Raw genomic sequence first — 20,790 nt, 5'->3', positions numbered from 1 at the left:
GCGGGCTCAGACGCCCTGCGCCAGCTCCTCGGCCAGCCCGGTGTAGGAGGCGGGGGTGAGCGCCATCAGGCGGGCCTCGGCGTCGGGCCCCAGGCCCAGGCCGGCCACGAACTCGCGCATCCGCGCCCCGTCCACCCGCTGGCCGCGGGTGAGGTCCTTGAGCCGCTCGTAGGGGTTGTCCATGCCCTCGACACCGGCGATCGCCTGGGCGCGCATCACGGTCTGCACGGCCTCGCCGAGCACCTCCCAGTTCTCGTCCAGGTCCCCGGCGAGCACCTGCTCGGCGACCTTGAGCTGCTTCATGCCCTTGGTGACGTTGGACAGGGCCAGCACCGAGTGGCCCAGGGCCACCCCGATGTTGCGCTGCGAGGTGGAGTCGGTGAGGTCGCGCTGCCAGCGGGACTCCACCAGGGTCGCGCCCAGGGAGTCCAGCAGCGCGTTGGAGAGCTCGAGATTGGCCTCGGCGTTCTCGAAGCGGATCGGGTTGACCTTGTGCGGCATCGTCGAGGAACCGGTGGCGCCGGCCACCGGGATCTGGGCGAAGTAGCCGATCGAGATGTAGCTCCACACGTCCACGCAGAACCCGTGCAGGATCCGGTTGAACCGGGCGACGTCCGCGTACAGTTCCGCCTGCCAGTCGTGCGACTCGATCTGGGTGGTCAGCGGGTTCCAGGTCAGTGCGAGGTGCTCCACGAACGTGCGGGAGACCTCCTGCCAGTCGGCGCCCGGCGCGGCGGCCAGGTGTGCGGCGTAGGTGCCGGTGGCGCCGTTGATCTTGCCCAGGTACTCCTGCTGCTCGATCCGCCGCAGCTGCCGCTCCAGCCGGAACACGAACACGGCCATCTCCTTGCCCAGCGTGGTGGGCGTGGCCGGCTGGCCGTGGGTGCGGGAGAGCATGGGCACGCCCGCCGCGCTCGCGGCCAGCTCGCGGATGGTCCCGACGGCGGTGCGGGCACCCGGGAGCCAGACGTCCAGCACCGCGTCGCGCACGCCCACGGCGTAGGAGAGGTTGTTGATGTCCTCGGAGGTGCAGGCGAAGTGCACCAGCGGCGTCAGATGGGCCAGCCTGAGGCCCTCGAGCCGGCGGCCGATGTAGTACTCCACGGCCTTGACGTCGTGCACGGTCTTGGCCTCGATCGAGCCCAGCTCGTCCACGCCCTCGGGGCCGAAGTCCGTGACGACGGCCCGCAGTCCCGCCTCCTGCTCCGGCGTCAGCGGGGACAGCCCGGGCAGGACCTGGCGGTTGGCCAGGTGGATGAACCACTCCACCTCCACGTGGATGCGGTTGCGGTTCAGCGCGGCCTCGGACAGGTGGTCCGCCAGCGGCGCGACGGCGGCGCGGTACCGTCCGTCGAGCGGGCCCAGCGGGATGCCGGCGTCGGCCAGGGACTGGCGGGCCGGCGTCGGGCCCTGCGACGCGGGGGCGGCGGCCGACGCTGCGGGCGAACCCGCGGCGGAACCGGTGGCGGAGGCGGACTGCGGCGTGGAGGACTCAGGCATGGCCCATATTCTCCCACGCGCCGCGACGCCGACATGCTGACTGCTTCACGCGTGGGATCGGCCATGCTGTGGACATGGCGAAGAGATCGAGGTTCGGGTGGCCGTGGAGGCGCACGGCTGGGAGCGGGACGGCTGGGACGGAGCCTGTGGACGAGTTCCCGGACGGGTCGCGCTGGGCCGAGGTGCGGGGGCTGAGGCTGCACTACCGCGTGGTCGGCCGCCCCGGCGGCACTCCGCTCGTGATGCTCCACGGACTCCTGGGCCATGCCCGGGAGTGGGACCCGGCCGTGGCGGAACTGGCGGTGACCCACCAGGTCTGGGTGCTGGACCAGCGCGGGCACGGACTGAGCGACTGGGCCGGGGACTACGCACGGTCCACCATGGCCGAGGACCTGATCGCGTGGCTGGAGGCGGTCGGCCTGGACCGCCCCGTCGTGATCGGGCACTCGATGGGAGCCACCGTGGTCCTGCTGGCCGCGGCGCGGCGGCCCGACCTGTTCGGGAGGCTGGTCATCGCCGACACCGCGCCGAAGACCGCCGACGGCCAGCTCCAGGCCTGGTTGCGCGAGTACCTGCAGGAGCTCGGAGCCGCGTCCCACGGCACCGTGGCCGAGGCGCTCGCCCTGCGCTCCGGTGGTCCCCGGGCCCGTCCCGACCTCGTCCGCCGGTCGGTCGAGCAGAGCCTGGTGCGAGGCGACGACGGCCGGTACCGCTGGCGCTTCGACGCCCGGGGGCTGGTCGGCTCGCTCGACAGCGTGGACCCGGCCGTGCTGTGGGACGCCATCGACGCGATCTCCTGCCCGGTGCTGCTGCTGCGCGGTGAGCACAGCCTCGAGCTGTCACCGGAACTGTCCGGGGAGATGGCGCGGCGCCTCGGGGACGCCCGGCTGGGCACGATCGCCGGCGCCGGCCACGACCTCGCGCTCGAGAACCCCGAGGGGGTGGCGCGGGCCGTGTTGGACTACCTGGCCGGGGACTGAGTGGTGGTCGTCGATATGCAGGTTCCCGCCAGCGTTCTCTGATAGACCATCAATCACGGCGTCTTCCCCCGGCGTCGGCGTTTCCTCGAAGGAGAGAGATTCATGACTGTGACTGCAGAGACCACGACCGCCACGTTCGCCGGGCAGCCGGTGGACACCCAGTTCATCGCCGGTGAGTGGCGGGCGGGGCATTCGGAGAAGGTGAACACGGACACCAACCCGTTCAACGACCAGGTGGTGGCGCGGATCCGGCAGGCCTCGGGAGAGGACCTGGACGAGGCCTACCGTGCGGCCGAGGCCGCCCAGCCCGGCTGGGCCGCGATGGCCCCGGGCGAGCGGGCCAGGATCATCCGCCGGGCCGGGGAGATCCTGGAGGAGCGCCGCGAGGAGATCGTGTCCTGGCTGGTCGCCGAGGGCGGGGCGACCATGCTCAAGGCCAACATCGAGGTGTCCCTGGCCGCGGGCATCACGGCCGAGTCCGCCTCGTTCCCGACCCGGGTGCACGGGACCATTCATCCCTCGAACACCCCGGACCGGGAGATGCGGGTCTACCGCAAGCCCGTGGGGGTGGTGGGGGTGATCAGCCCGTGGAACTTCCCGCTGCACCTGTCCCAGCGCTCGGTGGCCCCGGCCCTGGCGGTGGGCAACGCCGTGGTGATCAAGCCGGCCTCGGACACCCCGGTGACCGGCGGGTTGCTGCTGGCCAGGGTCTTCGAGGAGGCCGGGCTGCCGGCCGGAGTGCTCTCGGTGGTGGTGGGTGCCGGTTCGGAGATCGGGGACGCGTTCGTGGCGCACCCGGTGCCGCGGTTGATCTCCTTCACCGGGTCCACCCCGGTGGGCCAGAACGTGGGCACCGTGGCCACCAGTGGGGAGCACCTGAAGAAGGTCTCCCTGGAACTGGGTGGCAACGCCCCGCTGGTGGTGCTGGACGACGCGGACCTGGACGCCGCCGTCGGCCAGGCCATTCCTGGTACTTTCCTGCACTCGGGCCAGATCTGCATGTCCGTGAACCGGATCATCGTCCAGGCCCCGGTCTATGACGAGTTCGTGGCCAAGTTCACCGCCGCGGCCCAGTCGGTGAAGTTCGGGGACCCGGCCGCCGAGGGCACCCTGGTCGGCCCGGTGGTCAACGACTCCCAGCTCGAGGGACTCAAGAAGAAGATCGACGGGGCCCGTGCGGCGGGGGCGACGGTCGCGGTCGAGGGCGAGATCACCGGCCGCGTCGTGCCCCCGCACGTGTTCACCGACGTGAGCCCGGAGATGGAGATCGCCCGCGAGGAGATCTTCGGCCCCATGGTCGCGGTGCTCAAGGCCGAGGACGAGGACCACGCCCTTCAGCTGGCCAATGACCACGTCTACGGGTTGTCCTCGGCGGTGTTCACCCAGGACCTGGACCGCGGGGTGCGGTTCGCCCAGCGGGTCAAGGCCGGGATGACGTTCGTCAACGAGATGACCGTCCAGGACGAGGCCCACGTGGCCTTCGGCGGCGAGCGCAACTCCGGGCTGGGCCGGTTCAACGGTGAATGGGCCATCGAGGAGTTCACCACCGCCCACACCATCGGCGTCAAGCGCCTCTGAATGGCCGGACCGGCCGCGGGGGATCGTCCCTGAACCCCGCCGCCTGACATCAGGAGTGGGATTCGTCGGCCATGAGGGCATCCTTGGCCGACGAATCCCACACCTGATGCGTCCGAGGCCTTCCGGCCCCCGGCGTCATCCCCTCCGACGGCGGCGTCGCACCATCCCGGTGCGACGCCGCCGTCGTTCGTGCGCGGATCGTCATGGACTACGCGCGGAAAGGCAATCGACGTGGCCCCGGGCCTGCCTACGGTGACGCCTATCACCGTGTCCCGGGCGGTGCCGCAGTGGCCTGCCCGGGGCACGGCCAAGAGCACTGACCGACCCGGAACGGAGCGCCTCGATGCCCGAGACCACCCCCACAGAACCCACTGACTTCCTGGTGATCGGAGCCGGTTCCGCCGGTTGCGTCATCGCCCGCCGGCTCCTGGACGCCGGGCACACGGTCACCCTCGCGGAGGCGGGAGACCACGACATCAACCCGGACATCGACGACGTCTCCCGGCTGGGCTACCTGTGGGGCTCGGACGTGGACTGGAACTACTTCACCGAGCCCCAGCCCGAACTCAACGATCGCCGCGTCCACCTCCCCCGGGGCAAGGTGCTCGGCGGTTCGCACGCCCTGAACGCGACCATCTGGGTCCGGGGCGACCGGGCCGACTTCGACGGCTGGGCCCAGGACGGCTGCACCGGCTGGTCCTGGGACGAGGTGCTCCCGTACTTCCGGGCCATCGAGGCCTACGCGGACGGCGAGCCCGGGGTCCGCGGCCAGGACGGCCCGCTGGACGTCACCACGGACTACCCGCGCCACCCCGTCCAGCAGGCCATGCACGACGCCACCGTCCAGGAGGGCGTGCCCCGGAACGCCGACTACAACGCCGGCTCGGTGGAGGGCGTGGGGTGGATGCAGCTGAACCTGCGGGACCACAAGCGCTTCAACACCTGGCGGGCCTACCTCAAGCCGATCGCCGACCATCCGAGGCTCACCCTCGTCACGGGCGCTCACGCCCGGCGACTGCTCATCCAGGACGGCGCGGTGACGGGTGCGGAGTTCGCGCGCGGGCAGGAGCGGTTCACGGTCGAGGCAGGGGAGGTGGTCCTCACCGGCGGGGTGATCGGCTCGCCGGAACTGCTCCTGCGCTCCGGCGTGGGCCCCGCCGAGCACCTGCGCGAGGTGGGCGTGGACGTGGTGCTGGACCTGCCCGGCGTCGGGCGCAACCTGCACGACCACCTGCTGGTGCCGGTGGTCTGCACCACCGAACAGCCCCAGCCGGCGCCCGAGGTGGCGGTGGCCCAGGTGCACTACTGGGCCAAGTCCTCGCCGGAGATGGACGTGCCGGACACCCAGCCGATCTTCTTCTCGGTGCCCATGTACACCAACACCGCGGGGGAGCTCATGGAGGGACCCGAGGAGGGGTTCTCCCTGCTGGCGGGGATCGTGCGACCGGCCTCCCGGGGCAGCCTGACGCTGTCCGGGCCCGAGGCGGAGGACCCGGTGCGCATCGACCTGGGCGCGTACACCGCACCCGAGGACCTGGAAGCGATGCTGTTCTCGCTGCGCCAGTGCCGGTCCATCGCGGCCCGGCCCGCCCTGCAGGAGCTCGGCGCGCAGGAGGTCTTCCCCGGCCCGGCCGTGGGCGACTCGGACGATGAGCTGATCGCGTACATCCGCAACACCACCACGACCTACCACCATCAGGTCGGCACGTGCGCGATGGGCACCGGGGCACAGTCCGTGGTGGATCCCGAGACCTTCCGGGTGCACGGCCTGCGGGGGCTGCGGGTGGCGGACGCCTCGATCATGCCCCGGGTGACGACCGGCAACACCAACGCCCCCTCCGTGCTGATCGGGGAGAAGGCCGCCGCGGCGATCACCGGCGTCACCCCGTTCTGAACCGGCACTCCCGGGTTACCCCCTTGGCCCACCCACGACGGCGGCGCCGCACCTACGCAGGTGCGGCGCCGCCGTCGTCCGGTGGCTGGAATCGTCCCTCCCGGCGCCACCCACAGGGACAGGACCAGCCACCGGGCCGGATCCGGTGAGTCTCAGTCGCGGGGTGCGCCGGCCGCGACGGGCTCCTCGTCCTGCGCGGCGGTGTGGACGGGACGCCCCGCGAACCAGGTCTGCAGCACCCGGGTCCGGTGGATGTCCTCCGGATCCACCGTGAACACGTCCTGGTCCACCACGATGAAGTCGGCCGCCAGGCCCCGGGCGAGCCTGCCCGTCACGTCACCCAGGCCCATGGCACGGGCCGGTTCCCGGGTGAACGCGGCCACGGCCTCCTCCACGGTCAGGGCCTGGTCGGCGTTCAGGGCACCGGGCATGGACCCGTCCGGGCTGCGGCGCGTGACCATGGTCTGCAGCCCCACCCAGGGGTCCGGGCTGGGCAGGGCGCACGGCCAGTCCGAACCGGCCGCCACCACGGCCCCGGAATCCACGAGATCCCGCATCGGCCAGCTCTGCTCGAACACCTCCTCGCTGACCTGCTGGGAGATGGAGGACTGGATGACCGAGGGGTACCAGATGTAGGGGGACGCGTCCGCCACGACGTCCAGCTCGGCGAACCGGGGCAGGTCCTCGTGCGCGATGTACTCGGCGTGCGCCACGTGGAACCGCGGCTGCCCGCCGTGGGTGCGGCGGACGTGCTCCACGGCGTCGAGGACGATCCGCACGGCGGCGTCGCCGGTGGCGTGCAGCTTGGCGCTGAGGCCCCGCCCGACGGTGTCCGCCAGCGAAGCGCGGAGCTCCTCGGGATCCCAGATCAGGTGCCCGCGGTCCTCGGGGGAGTGATGGTCGGCGCAGCAGCGGTAGGGGCCCAGCATGGCCGAGGTGCGGGTCATCGGGACCCCGTCCAGGACGTACTTGGCGAAGTCGGGACGGACGTGGGTGCTGCGGTACTGCTCGGCGGCCTCGAACAGCTCCGGTCCCACGGCTCCGGGTTCCAGGAACTGCTGGGCCGGCATGGAGGCCACCACCCACGCGGTCAGTTCACCTGCGGTGTCCATCTGGTGCAGCGCCCGGAGGGTGGGTTCCATCGTGGCCGCCTCCTGCACCGAGGTGATGCCGAAGGAGTGCGCCGCGCGCAGGCCCTCCTGCAGGGCGCGGCGGAGGTAGGCGTCCAGGTCCTGGATGCTGTCGGCCACCGTCGCCTCGGCCACCTGGGAGGCCATCTCCCACAGCACACCGGTCAGCCGGCCCTCGTGGTCACGGACATAGGTGCCGTCCTGGGGATCGGGCGTGTCCGGGCCGACCCCCATCAGCTCCAAGGCCCGCGAGTTCACCCACCGGTTGTGCATGGAGTCGTCCCGCAGCATCACCGGGCGCCCGCCCGAGGCCTCGTCCAGGGCCGCCAGCATCCCGACGTCGGTGAGGGTGTCCATCACGGTGGACCCCACGATCCCACCGACGACCCAGTCGTCCGGCTGCAGGGCGGTGCTCCACTCCCGCACCTTGGCGAGGATCCCCTCGACGGTGTCCGTCGGAAGCACCGGCAGTTCCCAGGCGAGCTGGCGGCCGCCGAGGCCGAGGTGGATGTGCACGTCGCAGAAGCCCGGCATCACGAGCGCGCCCTGCAGGTCGACGAGTTCGGCGTCCGGTCCCGCCGCTTGCCGGGCCTCGGCCAGCGAGCCGGCCACGAGGATGCGCCCCCCGGCCACGGCCAGGGCCTCCACCCAGGGGTGGTCGCGGTCGGCGGTGAAGATGCGGGATCCGGTCAGCACCAGCGGTCCGTCGGAGCCCGACGCCGGCCCGGCCGGTTCCCGGGTGGGCGCGCCACCCGGCGTCGAATCGCCGGAGGGGGAGGGGAAGGGGGAGGGTGAGGGTGAGGACATGTGCGTTCCCTTCATCGTGTGGTTCATGGAGTCAGCAGGTGAGGTGACGGTCGGCGGGTGACTCTCGGGTGACGCTCAGCGGGTCACGCTCGGGCCACTGTCGGCTCACGGCCGGGTTGCGGCGGTGCCGGGACGGGGGCCGCCCGGGCGGCGGGTCCGCAGGGCCAGGGCGCAGGCGAAGCAGACCGCGACCTCCAGGGCGACGATGGCCAGCATGAGCGACGTTCCCGCGCCGGCCCCAGGCTCGACGACCGCCGTCGCCGTGAAACCCGTCGTGGCGGGCGTCGCGGTGCCGGCGCCCGCTCCGTGGGCTCCGTGGTGGCCGCCACCGAGCGCCCCGGTCAGCAGCACCACGTGCAGCAGGGCCATCACCCCGGCCATCACCCAGAGGTGCCGCAGCGCCCGGATCCGGTGACAGGCCGTGCCCGCCGTCCGGGTGTCACCCCGGCGGACCGCGCCGACCGCGCACCACAGGCACCACAGGGCCATGGCGCCCATCAGCAGGGACAGGACCACGCCGTGGGAGTGGGCCACCAGCATCCAGCCGTGCAGCGGCACGGAGGCCGCGGCCAGGCCGGCCGCCACCAGGGTGGCCGGGCCCGCCAGGGTCACCGGCCCCGCCAGGCGCGAGGGGACACCGGTCCGGTCCGCGCCCGGCGGCAGGGCGACCCCGGCGGGACCCGGTGTATGGACCCTTCGGTGCGGCATCGCGGGAGTGCGGTGCCGCCGCCCCGGTCCGCCGGCCCGGCCGGATGCGGTGGTCTCAGTGGCCGCTACAGCAGCCATGACCTTCTCCGGCCGGGGCCTCGGTGCCGCCCTCACCCGGGGTGCAGCAGTGGCCGGATCGAGGAGCAGGGACGTCCAGGACGGGGGAGCGGTCGAAGAACCCCTCGGGCCGCAGACGGAAACCGACGTGGTCCACGGGCATGATCGGCCAGTCCTCCGGGCGCGGGAAGTGGGTCAGCCCGAAGGTGTGCCACACGACCAGCTCCTCGCCGTCCACGGTCCGGTCGGCCTGCGTCCAGTCCGGCAGGCCGCCGTCGCCAGCGTGCTGGTTCGGGAAGTCACCGGTGGGGTAGCGCTCGTCCTGGTGGTACGGGGAGACCCACAGGGCCTTGGAGGCGAAGGTGGCCCGGCGGTGGATGGAGGACCCCTCCGCCGCCAGCAGCGTGGGCGTCCCCTCGGGGTGCAGCTTGTACGCCACCGGCTGGCCGAGCCGGTTGGTGGACTCGGTGCTGGAGACCACCCAGGTGCGGCCCACGGACTGGTCGGCGTCCCGCTGGGCCTGCTGCTCGGTCGCCAGCACGGTGCGCTTGCGGGTGAAGGCGTTGCCGCGGGGGTTGTCCTCCGAGATCGGCAGGCGCACCGCGTCCTCCTCCTCGACCCGGCAGGCGCCGCCGTCGAGGGCGAAGTCGAGGCGGGCGGAGAACAGGTGCTGGTGGAAGGGGGCACCGAGACCAGGGGCCATCTCCGAGGCGAAGTCGGTGGGCCCGTCCGGCACCGCGGAGGTGAAGACGATGCCGGTGGCCTTGGCCTCGAACTCGATGGTGCCGTCCAGGTAGAGGTACCAGTAGAAGCCGTAGTCGTAGTTGCCGACCGTGGTGAAGAACGAGATCACCAGGCGCCGGTTGCGCCGCGTGTAGGCGATCCCGGACCACAGGTCGGTGTGCTTGGACAGGATGGACCAGTCCTCCTCGTGCATGCAGATGCCGTTCTTCACCTGCCGCGGCTCACCCACGTTGTTGACGACCCAGGGGGAGAGGTAGGTGATGTCGCCCAGGCAGTCGCAGCCCAGCTCCAGCGAGTTGGCCCACTGGCCCACGAGGTACTCGCCGGTGTCGAAGTAGTTCTGCCAGGACCGCACGGGGGAGGGATCGCCGTAGGGCACCACCATCTCCGCGATCACGGCCCGGTCCAGGATCCGGCGGGTGCGCTCGCCGTCCTGGAAGGAGATGTTGTGCAGCACCAGGCCCTCGCGCATGTCGAAGCCGACGTCCAGGGACCACTTCTCCCACTCCACGTGGTTGCCCCCGGTCACGGTGAAGGACGGGCCCTCGGGCTGGGTGATCTCGATCGGCTTCTGGGTGGTGCGGATCGGACCGGTCAGCTCCGGGTCGGTGTAGTTTCCGTGCTCGGCCGGCACCGGCATCACGCCGAGGTCGATCACCTGGTCGACGCTCCGGGCGGCCACGTCCACGTAGGCGACCAGGCCGTCGATCGGGTGGGCCCAGGCGGAATCGGTCTCGTGCTGCTGGTGGAAGGCCAGCCCGCGCAGGATGCGCCGGCCCCTCTCCTCCGGGTACTCGAACACGCCGGCGGACAGCGGGGCCACGCGGACCTCCTCGACCGGGATCCCGCGCTTGTCCAGCGCCTCGAGCCACCGCGGGTCCTCGGCGAGCACCGACTCCACGACCTCGAACTCCTCCTCCAGCACGGGCAGCTCGCCACTGGCCTCGGTGTCCAGCACCGTGTCCGACTCCACCCGGCGGTGCGTGGCGGAGACGACGACGTCGTGGGAACGGCCGTGCTCGGTGTTCAGCAGGAAGACGCGGAAGCGGCGGTCGACCGGGGCGTCGGCGGGAGTGCCGCGGGCCGGGTCGAGGAGGCCGAGGTACCCCATGCGCATGGACTCGGAGAAGAGCCCGGCCTCGGCGAGGACCTCGCGCACGATCGCGATCTCCTCGGGCGTCTGCAGGGCGTAGGCGCCGGGGGCGGAGTTCGCGGAGAGCACGGTGTCGTCGCGAGTACCGGAATTGGTGGTGGTCATGTCCGGACCTTTCGGGGAGGAGAGCCTGGGGTCGACGTCACAGTGAAGTGCGTCACGTTTCCATCTACAGTTGTAGAGAATAAGCTCGGGATGGCCCCGAGGGCAAGGGGTGTGTCGTCGCCGAGATCGCGCCCCGGGCGGGAGCGGCGCGGTGGCACAATGATCCCGACGACGGCGGGCCGGTCCCGCGGCGCGCTGCGGGGCGCGGGAGAGGGGGATGGCGATGCCGAAGGTGGTAGACCACGGGCAGCGCCGGCAGGAGCTGGTCGAGGCCACGTGGCGGATCATCGCCCGGCATGGCCTCTCCGGGGCCACCATGCGCCAGATCGCGGCCGAGGCCGGTTTCGCCAACGGCGCCCTCAAGCCCTACTTCCCCACCAAGGGCGAGCTGATCGAGGCGACCTACGCCTTCGTCTTCGACCGGACGAACCGTCGCGTCGAGGTGGCGACCCGCGACCTGGGCGGGCTGGCGGCGCTGGAGGCCTTCTGTCGCGAGGTGCTGCCCCTGGACGCCGAGCGGCTGGACGAGGCCCGCGTGGTGATCTCCTTCTGGCAGGAGGCCGCCCACGATCCGCGCGGAGCGGACCTCAACAACGCCTCGATGGCGCAGTGGCGGCGGTCCATGACCGGCTGGATGGAGCAGGCGCGCGCAACCGGCGAGCTGGAGCCGGGCGTGGACATCCCCGGGGTCGGCGACGTGCTGCTGAACTTCCTCCTCGGTAGCCAGATCTCCGCCGTCATCGACCGGTCGGCGACCGCGCCCGCCGACCTCGAGCGGCAACTGGCGGCCCAGCTGGAGCGGTTGCGCGCGCGGCGCTGACCCCACGCGCCCGGCGCTGACTCCACGCGCCCGGCGCTGACTCCACGCGCCCGGCACTGATCTCCGGTTGTCACCGCAGCGCCCCGGGTGCACCGGCGCCTGAGGTTTTCCTCCCAGTGGAGAGAAAACCGTGACGGGCGCCGTCCTGCCGCCTACAGTGGTCCTCACGGTGACCTGCGCCACACCCCCGATGGCGTGGTCAGCCACCGGAGCCGGCCCCGGCCCGCCCGGGTGCCCCGCTCGTCTCTCCAGGAGGATCACCATGTACCAGCAGGACACCGCCTCGGACTTCGTCCAGTGGCGCCGGCTCGTCTCCGAGTCGTTCGTGCCGCTCGCCGCCGAACAGGTGCGCCCGGGCCCGTTCACGGGGCACCTCGCCGGCAGGCACCTGCGGGAACTGGCGATCATGCGCGTCCAGGCCGGGTCCCATGCCGTACTCCGCACTCCGGACCTGATCGGCCAGGCCGGGCCGGGGTACTACAAGCTCAACCTACAGGTCAGCGGTCACGGGCTTCTGGTCCAGGACGGGCGCGAGACCCTGCTGCAGCCAGGGGACCTGGCGATCTACGACACCGAGCGTCCCTACTCGCTGTCGTTCGACGAGGAGTTCTCGACCCTCGTGCTGATGTTCCCCCGCCAGCTCGCCGGCCTGTCCACCGATGACGTCCGGGAGCTCACGGCGACCACGATGGGCGCCGGCCACCGGCTCGGGCAGGCCGTCGCCCCCTTCATCACGCAGATCGGTGCGATGCTGCCGACCCTGGACGGGCCGATCGGTCACCGGCTGGCCCTCAACGTCGTGGACCTGCTGGCCACCGTGATGGCGGACGAGCTCTACTCGCGTCAGGAGGCGGACAGCACCCAGCAGTCGCGACTGCTGCGCCGGATCCACCACTTCATCGAGTCCCAGCTGGCCAACCCGGACCTGGGACCGGACATGATCGCGGCGGCGCACTACATCTCCACCCGGGCCCTGCATCAGCTCTTCGCCACCACCGACCACACGGTGGCCCGGTGGATCAGGGAACGGCGGCTGGAACAGTGCCGCCGGGACCTGCAGGACCCGCTGCACCGGGACGTGCCCGTGGCAGCCGTCGGCGCCCGCTGGGGCCTCGCGGACCCGGCGCACTTCTCGCGGGTGTTCCGCGCCGAGTTCGGCCAGTCCCCGGCCCAGTACCGCCGCGACCACCTCTGAACCGGCCGGAGTCGACCCTGACGACCGCAACCAGTGCCGTCCGGCCCGCAGCCGGTGACGGCCAAGCCCGCGACCGGTGCCTGTCGCGCCCGCGGCCGGGCCGCCGTCGGGACCCTCACCACGGCCGCGCCGTGCACGAATCGTCAAGTGTCCTGCCCCCACGGCCAAGACCCGGCGCGTGCGGCACGGCATGCTGGGTGACCATCCTCGCTGATGTCTCATCAGCCCCGGCACCCGTTCCGGATCCCCCCGGATGACCCCAGGAGACGACATGTCCCAGTCCACCACCACCCGGAAGCACGGGGACTCCGTGCACCCCGGTCCCGAGACGCAGCCGGCCGACGACGGCCGCCTCGGCGCCCGCCGGATCGGCATCCCGGCGCTGGTCTTCATGATCATCGCCGCCTCGGCGCCGCTGACGGTCATGGCCGGCGGCGTGCCCAGCAACTTCGCGGTTACCTCGCTGGTCGGGATCCCGTTGTCCTTCCTGGTGCTCGGCGTCGTGCTGGTGCTGTTCTCCATCGGTTACGCCGCGATGAGCAGCCACGTGCACAACGCCGGTGCCTTCTACGCCTACATCGCCAAGGGCCTGGGCAAGCCCGTGGGCGTGGGGGCCTCGCTGGTGGCGGTGGTCGCCTACAACTGCATGCAGATCGGCATCGCCGGGTTGTTCGGCTTCGCCCTGTCCTCCTTCCTGGAGGGCACGGCCGGGATCTCGCTACCGTGGTGGGTGTGCGCCCTGGCCGCCTGGGTGGTCGTGGGCGTGATGGGCGTCAACCGGGTGGACCTCTCCGCCAAGGTCCTGGGCATCGTGGTGGCCGCCGAATTCCTCGTGGTCATCGTCTACGACGTGCTGGCCCTCGGCACGGCTCCCGAGGGCGTCACCGCCGACGGACTGGTCCCGGACCAGCTGTTCGCCTCCGGCGTCGGCGCCGCCCTGGCGTTCTCGATCGCCGCCTTCATGGGCTTCGAGTCCGGGGCGATCTACAACGAGGAGGTCAAGGACCCCAAGCGCACCGCCGGGATCGCCACGCTGATCGCCATCTCGGTCATCGCCCTGTTCTACGGCTTCTCCGCGTGGGCGATGGTGGTGGGCGAGGGAGCCTCGAATGTCATCGCCCGCTCCCAGGAGTTCGGACCGGACCTGATGTTCGTGTTCCTGGCCGAGCACGCGGGGGAGTGGTTCGTGACGCTGGCCAACCTGATGTTCATCACCAGCCTGTTCGCGGCCCTCGTGGCCTTCCACAACATCGTGGCCCGGTACTTCTTCGCCCTCGGCCGCGAGCGCGTCCTGCCCGGCGCGCTGGAGCACACCGGTGCCCGTTCCGGGGCGCCCGTGGCCGGCTCCCTGACCCAGTCGGCGCTGGCCCTCGTGGTCATCCTCGTCTTCGGTCTGGCCGGTGCCGGCTCCGACGACCCACTGTTCCCCGTGCTGACCCTGTTCACCTGGCTGACCAACATGGGCGCCTTCGGACTGGTGCTGCTGATGGCCCTGGCCTCGATGGCCGTGGTCGGGTACCTGCGGCGCCTGACCGGTGAGTACTCCGTGTGGACCCGGCTCATCGCCCCGGGCCTGGCCGCGATCGGCCTCGTCGTCCTCTTCGTGCTGATCGTGGTGAACTTCAACGTCCTGATCGGCGCCGAGGGCGTCACGGTCCTGAGCTGGCTGCTGCCGGCCATCGTGCTGGTGCCCGGCCTCTTCGGCACCCTGTGGGCCTGGTGGCTGCGGTCCGAGCGGCCGGCGACCTACCGCGGCATCGGGCAGGGCGGTGAGCTGGACTGACCTGACCCCGCAACAGCCTGAACCGCACCATCGCATACCGACCCTGAACTCCCGAGGAAAGGACCTCCCATGACCACCGAGACCACCACCGCCGCCGACCTGACGACCTACGAGAACCTGCTGTCCGCCATCTCCGCACCCGAGGGGCAGGGGGTCCCGATGAAGGACCCGGCCACCGGGGCCGTCGTCGGGCGCGCCCCGCAGCATGCCGAGGCGGACCTGGACGCCGCCGTGGAGATCGCCCGCCAGGCCCAGCCGGAGTGGGCGGCGAGGTCCCACGCCGAGCGCTCGGAGTACCTGAACCGCGCCGCCGACGCCGTGGAGGCCTGCGCGGAGGCACTGGCCGAGCTGCTCTCCCGTGAGCAGGGCAAGCCGCTCAACGGCCCCAACGCCCGGTTCGAGGTCGGGGCCTGCGCCGGGTGGCTGCGCGCCAACGCCGGGTTCGAGATCGAGCCCGAGGTGCTGGTGGAGGACGAGTCCGGCACGGCGGTGCTGGAGTACGTACCGGTGGGCGTGGTCGGGGCGATCGGGCCGTGGAACTGGCCGATGATGATCTCGATCTGGCAGATCGCCCCGTCGCTGCGGATGGGCAACACCGTGGTGCTCAAGCCCAGCGAGTACACCCCGCTGTCCGTGCTGGGCCTGGCCGCGGTGCTGAACCAGGTGCTGCCCGAGGGCGTGCTGCAGGTGGTGCCCGGCGGCGGTGAGCTCGGGGCGGCGCTGACCGCGCACCAGGACATCGACAAGCTGATGTTCACCGGATCGACCTCCACCGGCCAGGCGATCATGCGCTCGGCGGCGGACACCCTGAAGCGGCTGACCCTGGAGCTCGGCGGCAACGACGCCGGGATCGTGCTGCCCGACGCCGACCCCGAGGCGATCGCCGAGGGCCTGTTCTGGGGGGCGTTCATCAACACCGGCCAGACCTGCGCGGCGCTCAAGCGCCTGTACGTGCACGAGTCGCAGTACGAGGCGGTGTGCGAGGCGCTGGTGGACGTGGCCCAGAAGATGCCGATGGGCGTGGGCATGGACGAGCAGAACGTGCTCGGCCCGCTGCAGAACAAGGCCCAGTTCGACATCGTCACCTCGCTGGTCGACCAGGCCCGGGCGTCCGGGGCGCGGATCCTGACCGGCGGGGACCCGGAGGCGGACCAGGCCGGGTACTTCTACCCCACGACGCTGGTGGCGGACATCGACAACGACAACCCCCTGGTGGCCCAGGAGCAGTTCGGCCCGGCGCTGCCGATCGTGAAGTACTCGGACCTGGACGAGGTCATCGACTGGGCCAACGCCCTGGAGGTCGGGCTGGGCTCCTCGGTCTGGGGCACCGACCTGGAGGCGGCCCGTGCGGTGGCCGCCCGGCTGCAGGCCGGCACCACGTGGATCAACAAGCACGGCGCGATCGACCCGCGGGTGCCCTTCGGCGGGGTGAAGAGGTCCGGGTACGGCCTGGAGTTCGGCCTCGAGGGCCTGAAGTCCGTGGCCCTTCCCAAGGTCACCAGCTGGTGAGCTGAGTCCCGCCGGCTGGGCAACCCGGCCGGGCGACACCAGGAGTGGGATTCGTCGGTGAACAGGAGTGCTTTGTGCCGACGATTCCCACTCCTGATGCGTGTCCGCAGGCCGCGACCGCCCTACCGCTTGCGGTACAGCGCCTTGCGCTGGAACCTCGGTTCCGAGGTGACGAGCGCGCCGAGGGAGCGGAAGATGTCCTCGTCCACGGTGCCCAGGATCGTGGTGGTGTGCACGTTGCAGCTGGCGAGGTTGCGCAGCTCGGCCACCGCGCGCCGGGCGTTGTCGTCATCGGCCGCGGAGACGGACAGCGCGATCAGCACCTCGTCCGTGTGCAGGCGCGGGTTGCGCGAGCCCAGGTGCTGGGTCTTGAGCGTCTGGATCGGCTCGATCGCCTGGGGGGAGAGCAGGTGCACCGCGTCGTCGATCCCGGCCAGGTGCTTCAGCGCGTTGAGCAGCATGGCCGCCGAGCAGCCCAGCAGGTCGGAGGTCTTGCCGGTGATGATGGTGCCGTCGGCCAGCTCGATCGCCGAGGCGGGCTCGCCGGTGCGTTCCTCCACGGCCAGGGCGGGCCCGACGACGGCCCGGTCCTCGGTCTTGCACCCCGCCTTGGACATCACCATGGCCACGCGCTGGGAGACGGTGTCGTCCAGGTCGTTGATCCGCTCGTCCACGAGGGCCTTGTAGTAGCGGCGGATGACCTCCTGGCGGGAGGCCTCGCGGCACACGGCATCGTCCACGATGCACTCCCCGGCCAGGTTCACGCCCATGTCCGTGGGGGAGGCATAGGGGGAGGCCCCGGTGAGCTCCTCCAGCAGGGTCTTCATCAGCGGGAAGACCTCGACGTCCCGGTTGTAGCTGGTGACCTGCTCGCCGTAGGCGGCCAGGTGGTAGGGGTCGATCAGGTTGACGTCGTCCAGGTCGGCCGTGGCGGCCTCGTACGCCAGGTTCACGGGGTGTTCCAGCGGCAGGTTCCAGATGGGGAAGGTCTCGAACTTGGCGTAGCCCGAGGAGATGCCCCGGGCGTGGTCGTGGTACACCTGCGACAGGCACGTGGCGAGCTTGCCGGAGCCCGGGCCCGGCGCGGTGACCACGATCAGGTCCCGCGAGGTCTCGGAGTACTCGTTGGCACCGAAGCCCTGCTCGGAGACGATCCGGCGGGTGTCCTGCGGATACCCGGGGATGATGCCGTGCCGGGCGACCCTCAGGCCCAGCCGCTCGAGCCGTTCCCGGAACGCGTGGGCGATGTGGTTCGACTCCTCCAACTGGGTCATCACCACGTGCTCCACCAGGAATCCGCGCTCGCGGAACACGTCGATCAGCCGCAGCACGTCGTCCTCGTAGGGGATGCCGAGGTCGGCCCGGACCTTCTGCCGCTGCAGGTCTTTGGCGTTGATGCAGATGAGGATCTCGACCTCATCCCGCAGCCGCTCCAGCATCGCGATCTTGTTGTCCGGGGTGAAACCGGGCAGCACGCGGGAGGCGTGCAGGTCGTCGAAGAGCTTGCCGCCCATCTCCAGGTAGAGCTTGCCGCCGATCTGCTGGCGTCGCTCGTGGATGTGGTGGGACTGCAGTTCGATGTACTTCTCGCGGTCGAAGCCCACGGGGCGGGCCGGGCCGGTGCCGGGTACCGCGGGCCGGGACGGGGCGGCGTCGTTCCCGGCCCTGGCAGCCGGATCGGAGGGGTGCGGGGCGGGGCTGGAGGACGAGGCGGTCACGCGGACACGCTAGCACCGGGCGGGTGCGCGTGGAGGGGTGGGGGGCTCAGCCGGCCCTGGGCCGGTCGATCGCGAGCACCTCGCCCAGGGTGCCCCACTCGTTGCGCCCCAACCGGGTCAGCGGGTCCAGCCTGCCGGCCAGCGGCAGGCTGCGGCCCCGGGCATCCGTGCTGAGCGTGTCCGTGTCCACCGAGACGTGGACGACGTTGCCCAGCACCAGGAAGTTCCCGCCCACGGGGATCACCCTGTCCAGGGTGCACTCCATGACCGCCGGGGAACCGGCCACCCGCGGCGGGTCCACCACCACGGAGTCCTCCCGCCCGATGCCCGCCGCCTCGAACTCGCTGACCTCGGGGCCGTAGGGAGCCGAGGTCTGGTTCGCCTGCTCGAACTGGGCCCGGGAGACCAGGGAGATCGTGAACTGGCCGGTGGCCTCGATGTTGTTCAGCGAGTCCTTGCGCGTGGTCGAGGAGAACAGCACGATGGGCGGCTGCTCCGAGGCCATCGTGAAGAACGAGTGCGGGGCCAGGTTGGGGATGCCGTCGGCGGACAGCGACCCGACCCAGGCGATCGGCCGCGGGATGAGGATCGACTTCACCAGCAGGGTCGTCTCCCGGTCACCCAGGGCCGCGGGGTCGAACTCGGTGCGCCGCGGGGCGGGGACGGGGCTCGCGTCGCCGCTCGGTTCAGTGCCCGGGGCGTTGTTCGGTCCGGCGTTCGGTCCGGGGTCCGGTCCGGGGTTCGGCTCGGTGCTCATGGGCCCAGTCTGCCGCACTCCCGGGGGGCCACGGGACCCGGCGGGGAGGGGCTGTGGACGGCTGGTGGCGGTCGGCCGGTGCACCGGCCCGCACTCCACAGCGGGCCGGTGTGCCGGGCCCGTCCCCACGCCCCGGTTCCCTCCACCGCCGACGCCGCCCGGTTCCCTAGCGTCGGAGACGTCACCATCCCGTTCGTCCAGGAGGACAGGCATGAAGACCGGTCACGGTGCCCCGCCGCCGCTCATCGAGATCGTCCAGACGCCGGTGCCGGTGCTGCCCGGCGGCGCGGTCACGCTGCCGGTGCCCGTGCCGAACCAGGAGGCGCTCTGCCACCATGCGGTGCGGGCGGCCGGGTCCATCGTCCCGGACGAGTCCCTGATCTGGTTGCTGGAGACGGCGGTGGCCCAGTTGCACCAGGTGGTGGAGGAGCTGGGCCGGGTCGGGGCCGGCACCCGTCAGGTCGCCGACCGGGTCCAGGCGCTGGAGGCCATCGACTGGGAGTCCCCGGCCGGCGCCGCCTTCGCCGCGCGCAGCCGACGGCTGCGTGTCCGCGCCGGGCACCTCGCCGCCGCCGCCGAGGAACAGGTCGTCCTGGGGCGCACGGCGATCGATGACCTGCACCAGCGGATCGGCAGGCTCCGGTCCGAGCTCGCCGCGGCACGCGCCGTGCTCGCCACCGCCACGGCGCTGGGGGTGTGCTGATGGAGCGGCACTCCTCCGGAGTGGGCCGGCCCGGGCTCCTGGAGGGCGTGCGGGACGGGGCCGTGGAGGAGCGCACGGGCCAAGTCCCCGCGCGAACCCCTGCAGGACCCTCGTTCTCCGTCCGGGGCGGCCCCACGAGCATCCACGCGAACCTGGACGAACTGGAGCGGGGCAGCATGCTGCTGGCCGCGGTGGCTGCAGAATCCACGGCACTGGCCATCCGGGCCGCCGGGTGGGGATCGCTGCTGACGGTCGCCGCCCAGCAGAGCCCCCTGGCCGGTGCCCTGGGGGCACGCACGGCCGAACTGTCGTCCGGGCTGCTGGCCGTCGGCGCGGAGGCGGAGGTGCTGGAACACGCGGTCGGATTCTCGGTGCGGTCCTACCGGGAGGCGGAGGAGCGGGCGCTGCGGACGCTCCAGGGTGTCGTGGGCGTGCCGGCCCTGCTCGCGGCCGTGGTCCTGGTCTCCCACGGCAGGCCGGTCCCGGTCCCCGTGACGGAACTGGCGCTGCACGGGCTCACGGAGCTCAGCATGGCCGTGCTCGGGGTGATGAGCCCCGGGGCGGCCGTGGGACTCCGGATCGTCTCGGACGTCACCGGTTCGGTGGCGCGCGACGACGGCGGGGCGGGGCCCCTCACCGCGCCCGAGCGCCTCTATCCGCTGATCACGAGCGCGGGGATCATCACCGGGCTGGTACAGATCGGCCCAGTGACGGTCCGCTCCCTGGGCCCGGAGACGGCCGAGTACAGGATGGACGGGTCCCTCGGCGGTCTCATGGAGCAACTGGACGGGACCCGGGAGGGCGTGGCCGGGCCCGGTGCCATCCGGGTCACCCGCGTCTCCCCGGATGCCGAGGACGCTCCTGACCGGGTCTGGGTGGTCGCCCTCCCCGGCACCCAGGCGGCGCACCACCCGGAGGACGACGGCTGGTCGACCAACCCCTTCGACGTCAGCGGGAACGGCGAGGCCGTCGCCCTGGATTCCCAGCACGTGGCCGCGGCGGTGCACGAGGCGCTGGAGGCCGCGGGCGCGGACCCGGGAGACCCGGTGGTGCTGGCCGGTTACAGCCAGGGCGGGATCCACGCCGCACGGACTGCCGCCGATCCCCGGATCGCCGCAGACTTCGACGTGCAGGGGGTGTTCACCGTCGGCTCGCCGACGGGGGAGATCGCGCTGGACCCGCACGTGGAGGCCCTGCACCTGGAACACCTCGAGGACCCGGTGCCCGCCGTCGACGGTCGCGGCAACCCGCAGGGGGTCAACCGCACCACGGTGACCTTCGCCGGTGACGTGGAGGGGGCCGAACCGGAGGGCGTCACCCTGGTCAGGGCCCACGGCTTCGAGAACTACCGCGCCCACGTCACTCGCCTCGAGGGGCATCCGGACGGCCTGCTGACCGGCCAGGACGGGACTGCTCACCAGGGCGGGACTGCCGAGACGGATGGAAGCCCACCGGTCACCGGGGCAGCCCGACTGGCCCCCGCGCAGGAGCACCTGGCCAGGCTCACGACCGGCACGGCCGTCTCGCGGACGGTGACCCTGGAGCGGACGAGACCCGGCCAGCCCCGCAACCCGCTGGGAGCCGGGCTGGGCCATCAGTTCCGTGCCACGGATCCAGCCCGCGGCGCCGTGGGACGGAACGGTTAGGGC

The 20,790-nt window shown here is 71.9% G+C and carries 15 protein-coding genes; 9 read left to right on the top strand and 6 right to left on the bottom strand.

The window, feature by feature from the left end:
- Window positions 1-6 precede the first annotated feature (6 nt).
- Entirely contained in the window at window positions 7-1,500 is a 1,494-nt protein-coding gene (gene purB, locus GGQ69_RS12795; RefSeq protein ID WP_255459704.1) for an adenylosuccinate lyase, read from the bottom strand.
- A gap of 146 nt (window positions 1,501-1,646) precedes the next feature.
- On the opposite strand from purB, the gene GGQ69_RS12790 reads away from it, so the two are divergent.
- The 3 genes from GGQ69_RS12790 (at window position 1,647) to GGQ69_RS12780 (ending at window position 5,952) form a co-directional block, all read left to right on the top strand.
- Window positions 1,647-2,480: an alpha/beta fold hydrolase gene (locus GGQ69_RS12790; RefSeq protein ID WP_183529124.1), complete on the top strand. Its 834-nt coding sequence runs from the start codon at window positions 1,647-1,649 to the stop codon at window positions 2,478-2,480.
- Between the two features lie 102 nt (window positions 2,481-2,582).
- Window positions 2,583-4,058, top strand: coding sequence for an aldehyde dehydrogenase family protein (locus GGQ69_RS12785; RefSeq protein ID WP_183529122.1), 1,476 nt, complete (start codon window positions 2,583-2,585; stop codon window positions 4,056-4,058).
- Between the two features lie 343 nt (window positions 4,059-4,401).
- A complete protein-coding gene (locus GGQ69_RS12780; protein WP_183529120.1) occupies window positions 4,402-5,952 on the top strand; it encodes a GMC family oxidoreductase in 1,551 nt (516 codons plus the stop codon).
- Window positions 5,953-6,104: 152 nt separating this feature from the next.
- Here the strand turns inward: GGQ69_RS12780 and GGQ69_RS12775 are convergent, their stop codons facing one another.
- The 3 genes from GGQ69_RS12775 to GGQ69_RS12765 form a co-directional block, all read right to left on the bottom strand.
- Window positions 6,105-7,889 (bottom strand): amidohydrolase, encoded by a 1,785-nt coding sequence (locus GGQ69_RS12775; protein WP_183529118.1) that lies wholly within the window; start codon window positions 7,887-7,889, stop codon window positions 6,105-6,107.
- A gap of 105 nt (window positions 7,890-7,994) precedes the next feature.
- Window positions 7,995-8,597 (bottom strand): hypothetical protein, encoded by a 603-nt coding sequence (locus GGQ69_RS12770; RefSeq protein ID WP_183529116.1) that lies wholly within the window; start codon window positions 8,595-8,597, stop codon window positions 7,995-7,997.
- A gap of 55 nt (window positions 8,598-8,652) precedes the next feature.
- A complete protein-coding gene (locus GGQ69_RS12765; RefSeq protein ID WP_183529114.1) occupies window positions 8,653-10,656 on the bottom strand; it encodes a primary-amine oxidase in 2,004 nt (667 codons plus the stop codon).
- 223 nt (window positions 10,657-10,879) lie between these two features.
- Here GGQ69_RS12765 and GGQ69_RS12760 point away from each other — a divergent pair, with 223 nt between their 5' ends.
- The 4 genes from GGQ69_RS12760 (at window position 10,880) to GGQ69_RS12745 (ending at window position 15,963) form a co-directional block, all read left to right on the top strand.
- Window positions 10,880-11,476, top strand: a complete 597-nt coding sequence (locus GGQ69_RS12760; protein WP_183529112.1) for a TetR/AcrR family transcriptional regulator — start codon at window positions 10,880-10,882, stop codon at window positions 11,474-11,476.
- Window positions 11,477-11,738: 262 nt separating this feature from the next.
- Entirely contained in the window at window positions 11,739-12,671 is a 933-nt protein-coding gene (locus GGQ69_RS12755) for a helix-turn-helix domain-containing protein (protein ID WP_183529110.1), read from the top strand.
- A gap of 271 nt (window positions 12,672-12,942) precedes the next feature.
- Window positions 12,943-14,454, top strand: coding sequence for an APC family permease (locus tag GGQ69_RS12750; RefSeq protein ID WP_183529108.1), 1,512 nt, complete (start codon window positions 12,943-12,945; stop codon window positions 14,452-14,454).
- 69 nt (window positions 14,455-14,523) lie between these two features.
- A complete protein-coding gene (locus GGQ69_RS12745) occupies window positions 14,524-15,963 on the top strand; it encodes an aldehyde dehydrogenase family protein (RefSeq protein ID WP_370577179.1) in 1,440 nt (479 codons plus the stop codon).
- A 122-nt stretch (window positions 15,964-16,085) separates the two neighbouring features.
- Here GGQ69_RS12745 and GGQ69_RS12740 read toward each other — a convergent pair whose 3' ends face one another.
- Together GGQ69_RS12740 and GGQ69_RS12735 are read right to left on the bottom strand one after the other, a co-directional pair.
- Window positions 16,086-17,567, bottom strand: coding sequence for a DUF1846 domain-containing protein (locus GGQ69_RS12740; protein ID WP_183529480.1), 1,482 nt, complete (start codon window positions 17,565-17,567; stop codon window positions 16,086-16,088).
- 160 nt (window positions 17,568-17,727) lie between these two features.
- A complete protein-coding gene (locus tag GGQ69_RS12735; protein WP_221243762.1) occupies window positions 17,728-18,438 on the bottom strand; it encodes a flavin reductase family protein in 711 nt (236 codons plus the stop codon).
- A gap of 211 nt (window positions 18,439-18,649) precedes the next feature.
- On the opposite strand from GGQ69_RS12735, the gene GGQ69_RS12730 reads away from it, so the two are divergent.
- Window positions 18,650-19,141: a hypothetical protein gene (locus GGQ69_RS12730; RefSeq protein ID WP_183529106.1), complete on the top strand. Its 492-nt coding sequence runs from the start codon at window positions 18,650-18,652 to the stop codon at window positions 19,139-19,141.
- A complete protein-coding gene (locus GGQ69_RS12725) occupies window positions 19,141-20,787 on the top strand; it encodes a hypothetical protein (protein WP_183529104.1) in 1,647 nt (548 codons plus the stop codon). Before GGQ69_RS12730 ends, GGQ69_RS12725 begins: the two co-directional genes overlap by 1 nt.
- Window positions 20,788-20,790 lie beyond the last annotated feature (3 nt).

Source organism: Micrococcus sp. TA1 (genome assembly GCF_014199555.1).
Lineage (GTDB): Bacteria > Actinomycetota > Actinomycetes > Actinomycetales > Micrococcaceae > Citricoccus.
This window is presented reverse-complemented; position numbering and strand designations above follow the sequence as displayed.

Bases quoted from the DNA above. Each gene is read 5' to 3' on its own strand.
- GGQ69_RS12735 (WP_221243762.1), bottom strand. From the start codon at position 18,438: ATGAGCACCGAGCCGAACCCCGGACCGGACCCCGGACCGAACGCCGGA.
- GGQ69_RS12765 (WP_183529114.1), bottom strand. From the start codon at position 10,656: ATGACCACCACCAATTCCGGTACTCGCGACGACACCGTGCTCTCCGCG.
- GGQ69_RS12775 (WP_183529118.1), bottom strand. From the start codon at position 7,889: ATGTCCTCACCCTCACCCTCCCCCTTCCCCTCCCCCTCCGGCGATTCG.
- GGQ69_RS12785 (WP_183529122.1), top strand. From the start codon at position 2,583: ATGACTGTGACTGCAGAGACCACGACCGCCACGTTCGCCGGGCAGCCG.
- GGQ69_RS12770 (WP_183529116.1), bottom strand. From the start codon at position 8,597: ATGCCGCACCGAAGGGTCCATACACCGGGTCCCGCCGGGGTCGCCCTG.
- GGQ69_RS12760 (WP_183529112.1), top strand. From the start codon at position 10,880: ATGCCGAAGGTGGTAGACCACGGGCAGCGCCGGCAGGAGCTGGTCGAG.
- GGQ69_RS12745 (WP_370577179.1), top strand. From the start codon at position 14,524: ATGACCACCGAGACCACCACCGCCGCCGACCTGACGACCTACGAGAAC.
- GGQ69_RS12725 (WP_183529104.1), top strand. From the start codon at position 19,141: ATGGAGCGGCACTCCTCCGGAGTGGGCCGGCCCGGGCTCCTGGAGGGC.
- GGQ69_RS12755 (WP_183529110.1), top strand. From the start codon at position 11,739: ATGTACCAGCAGGACACCGCCTCGGACTTCGTCCAGTGGCGCCGGCTC.
- purB (WP_255459704.1), bottom strand. From the start codon at position 1,500: ATGCCTGAGTCCTCCACGCCGCAGTCCGCCTCCGCCACCGGTTCCGCC.
- GGQ69_RS12750 (WP_183529108.1), top strand. From the start codon at position 12,943: ATGTCCCAGTCCACCACCACCCGGAAGCACGGGGACTCCGTGCACCCC.
- GGQ69_RS12780 (WP_183529120.1), top strand. From the start codon at position 4,402: ATGCCCGAGACCACCCCCACAGAACCCACTGACTTCCTGGTGATCGGA.
- GGQ69_RS12730 (WP_183529106.1), top strand. From the start codon at position 18,650: ATGAAGACCGGTCACGGTGCCCCGCCGCCGCTCATCGAGATCGTCCAG.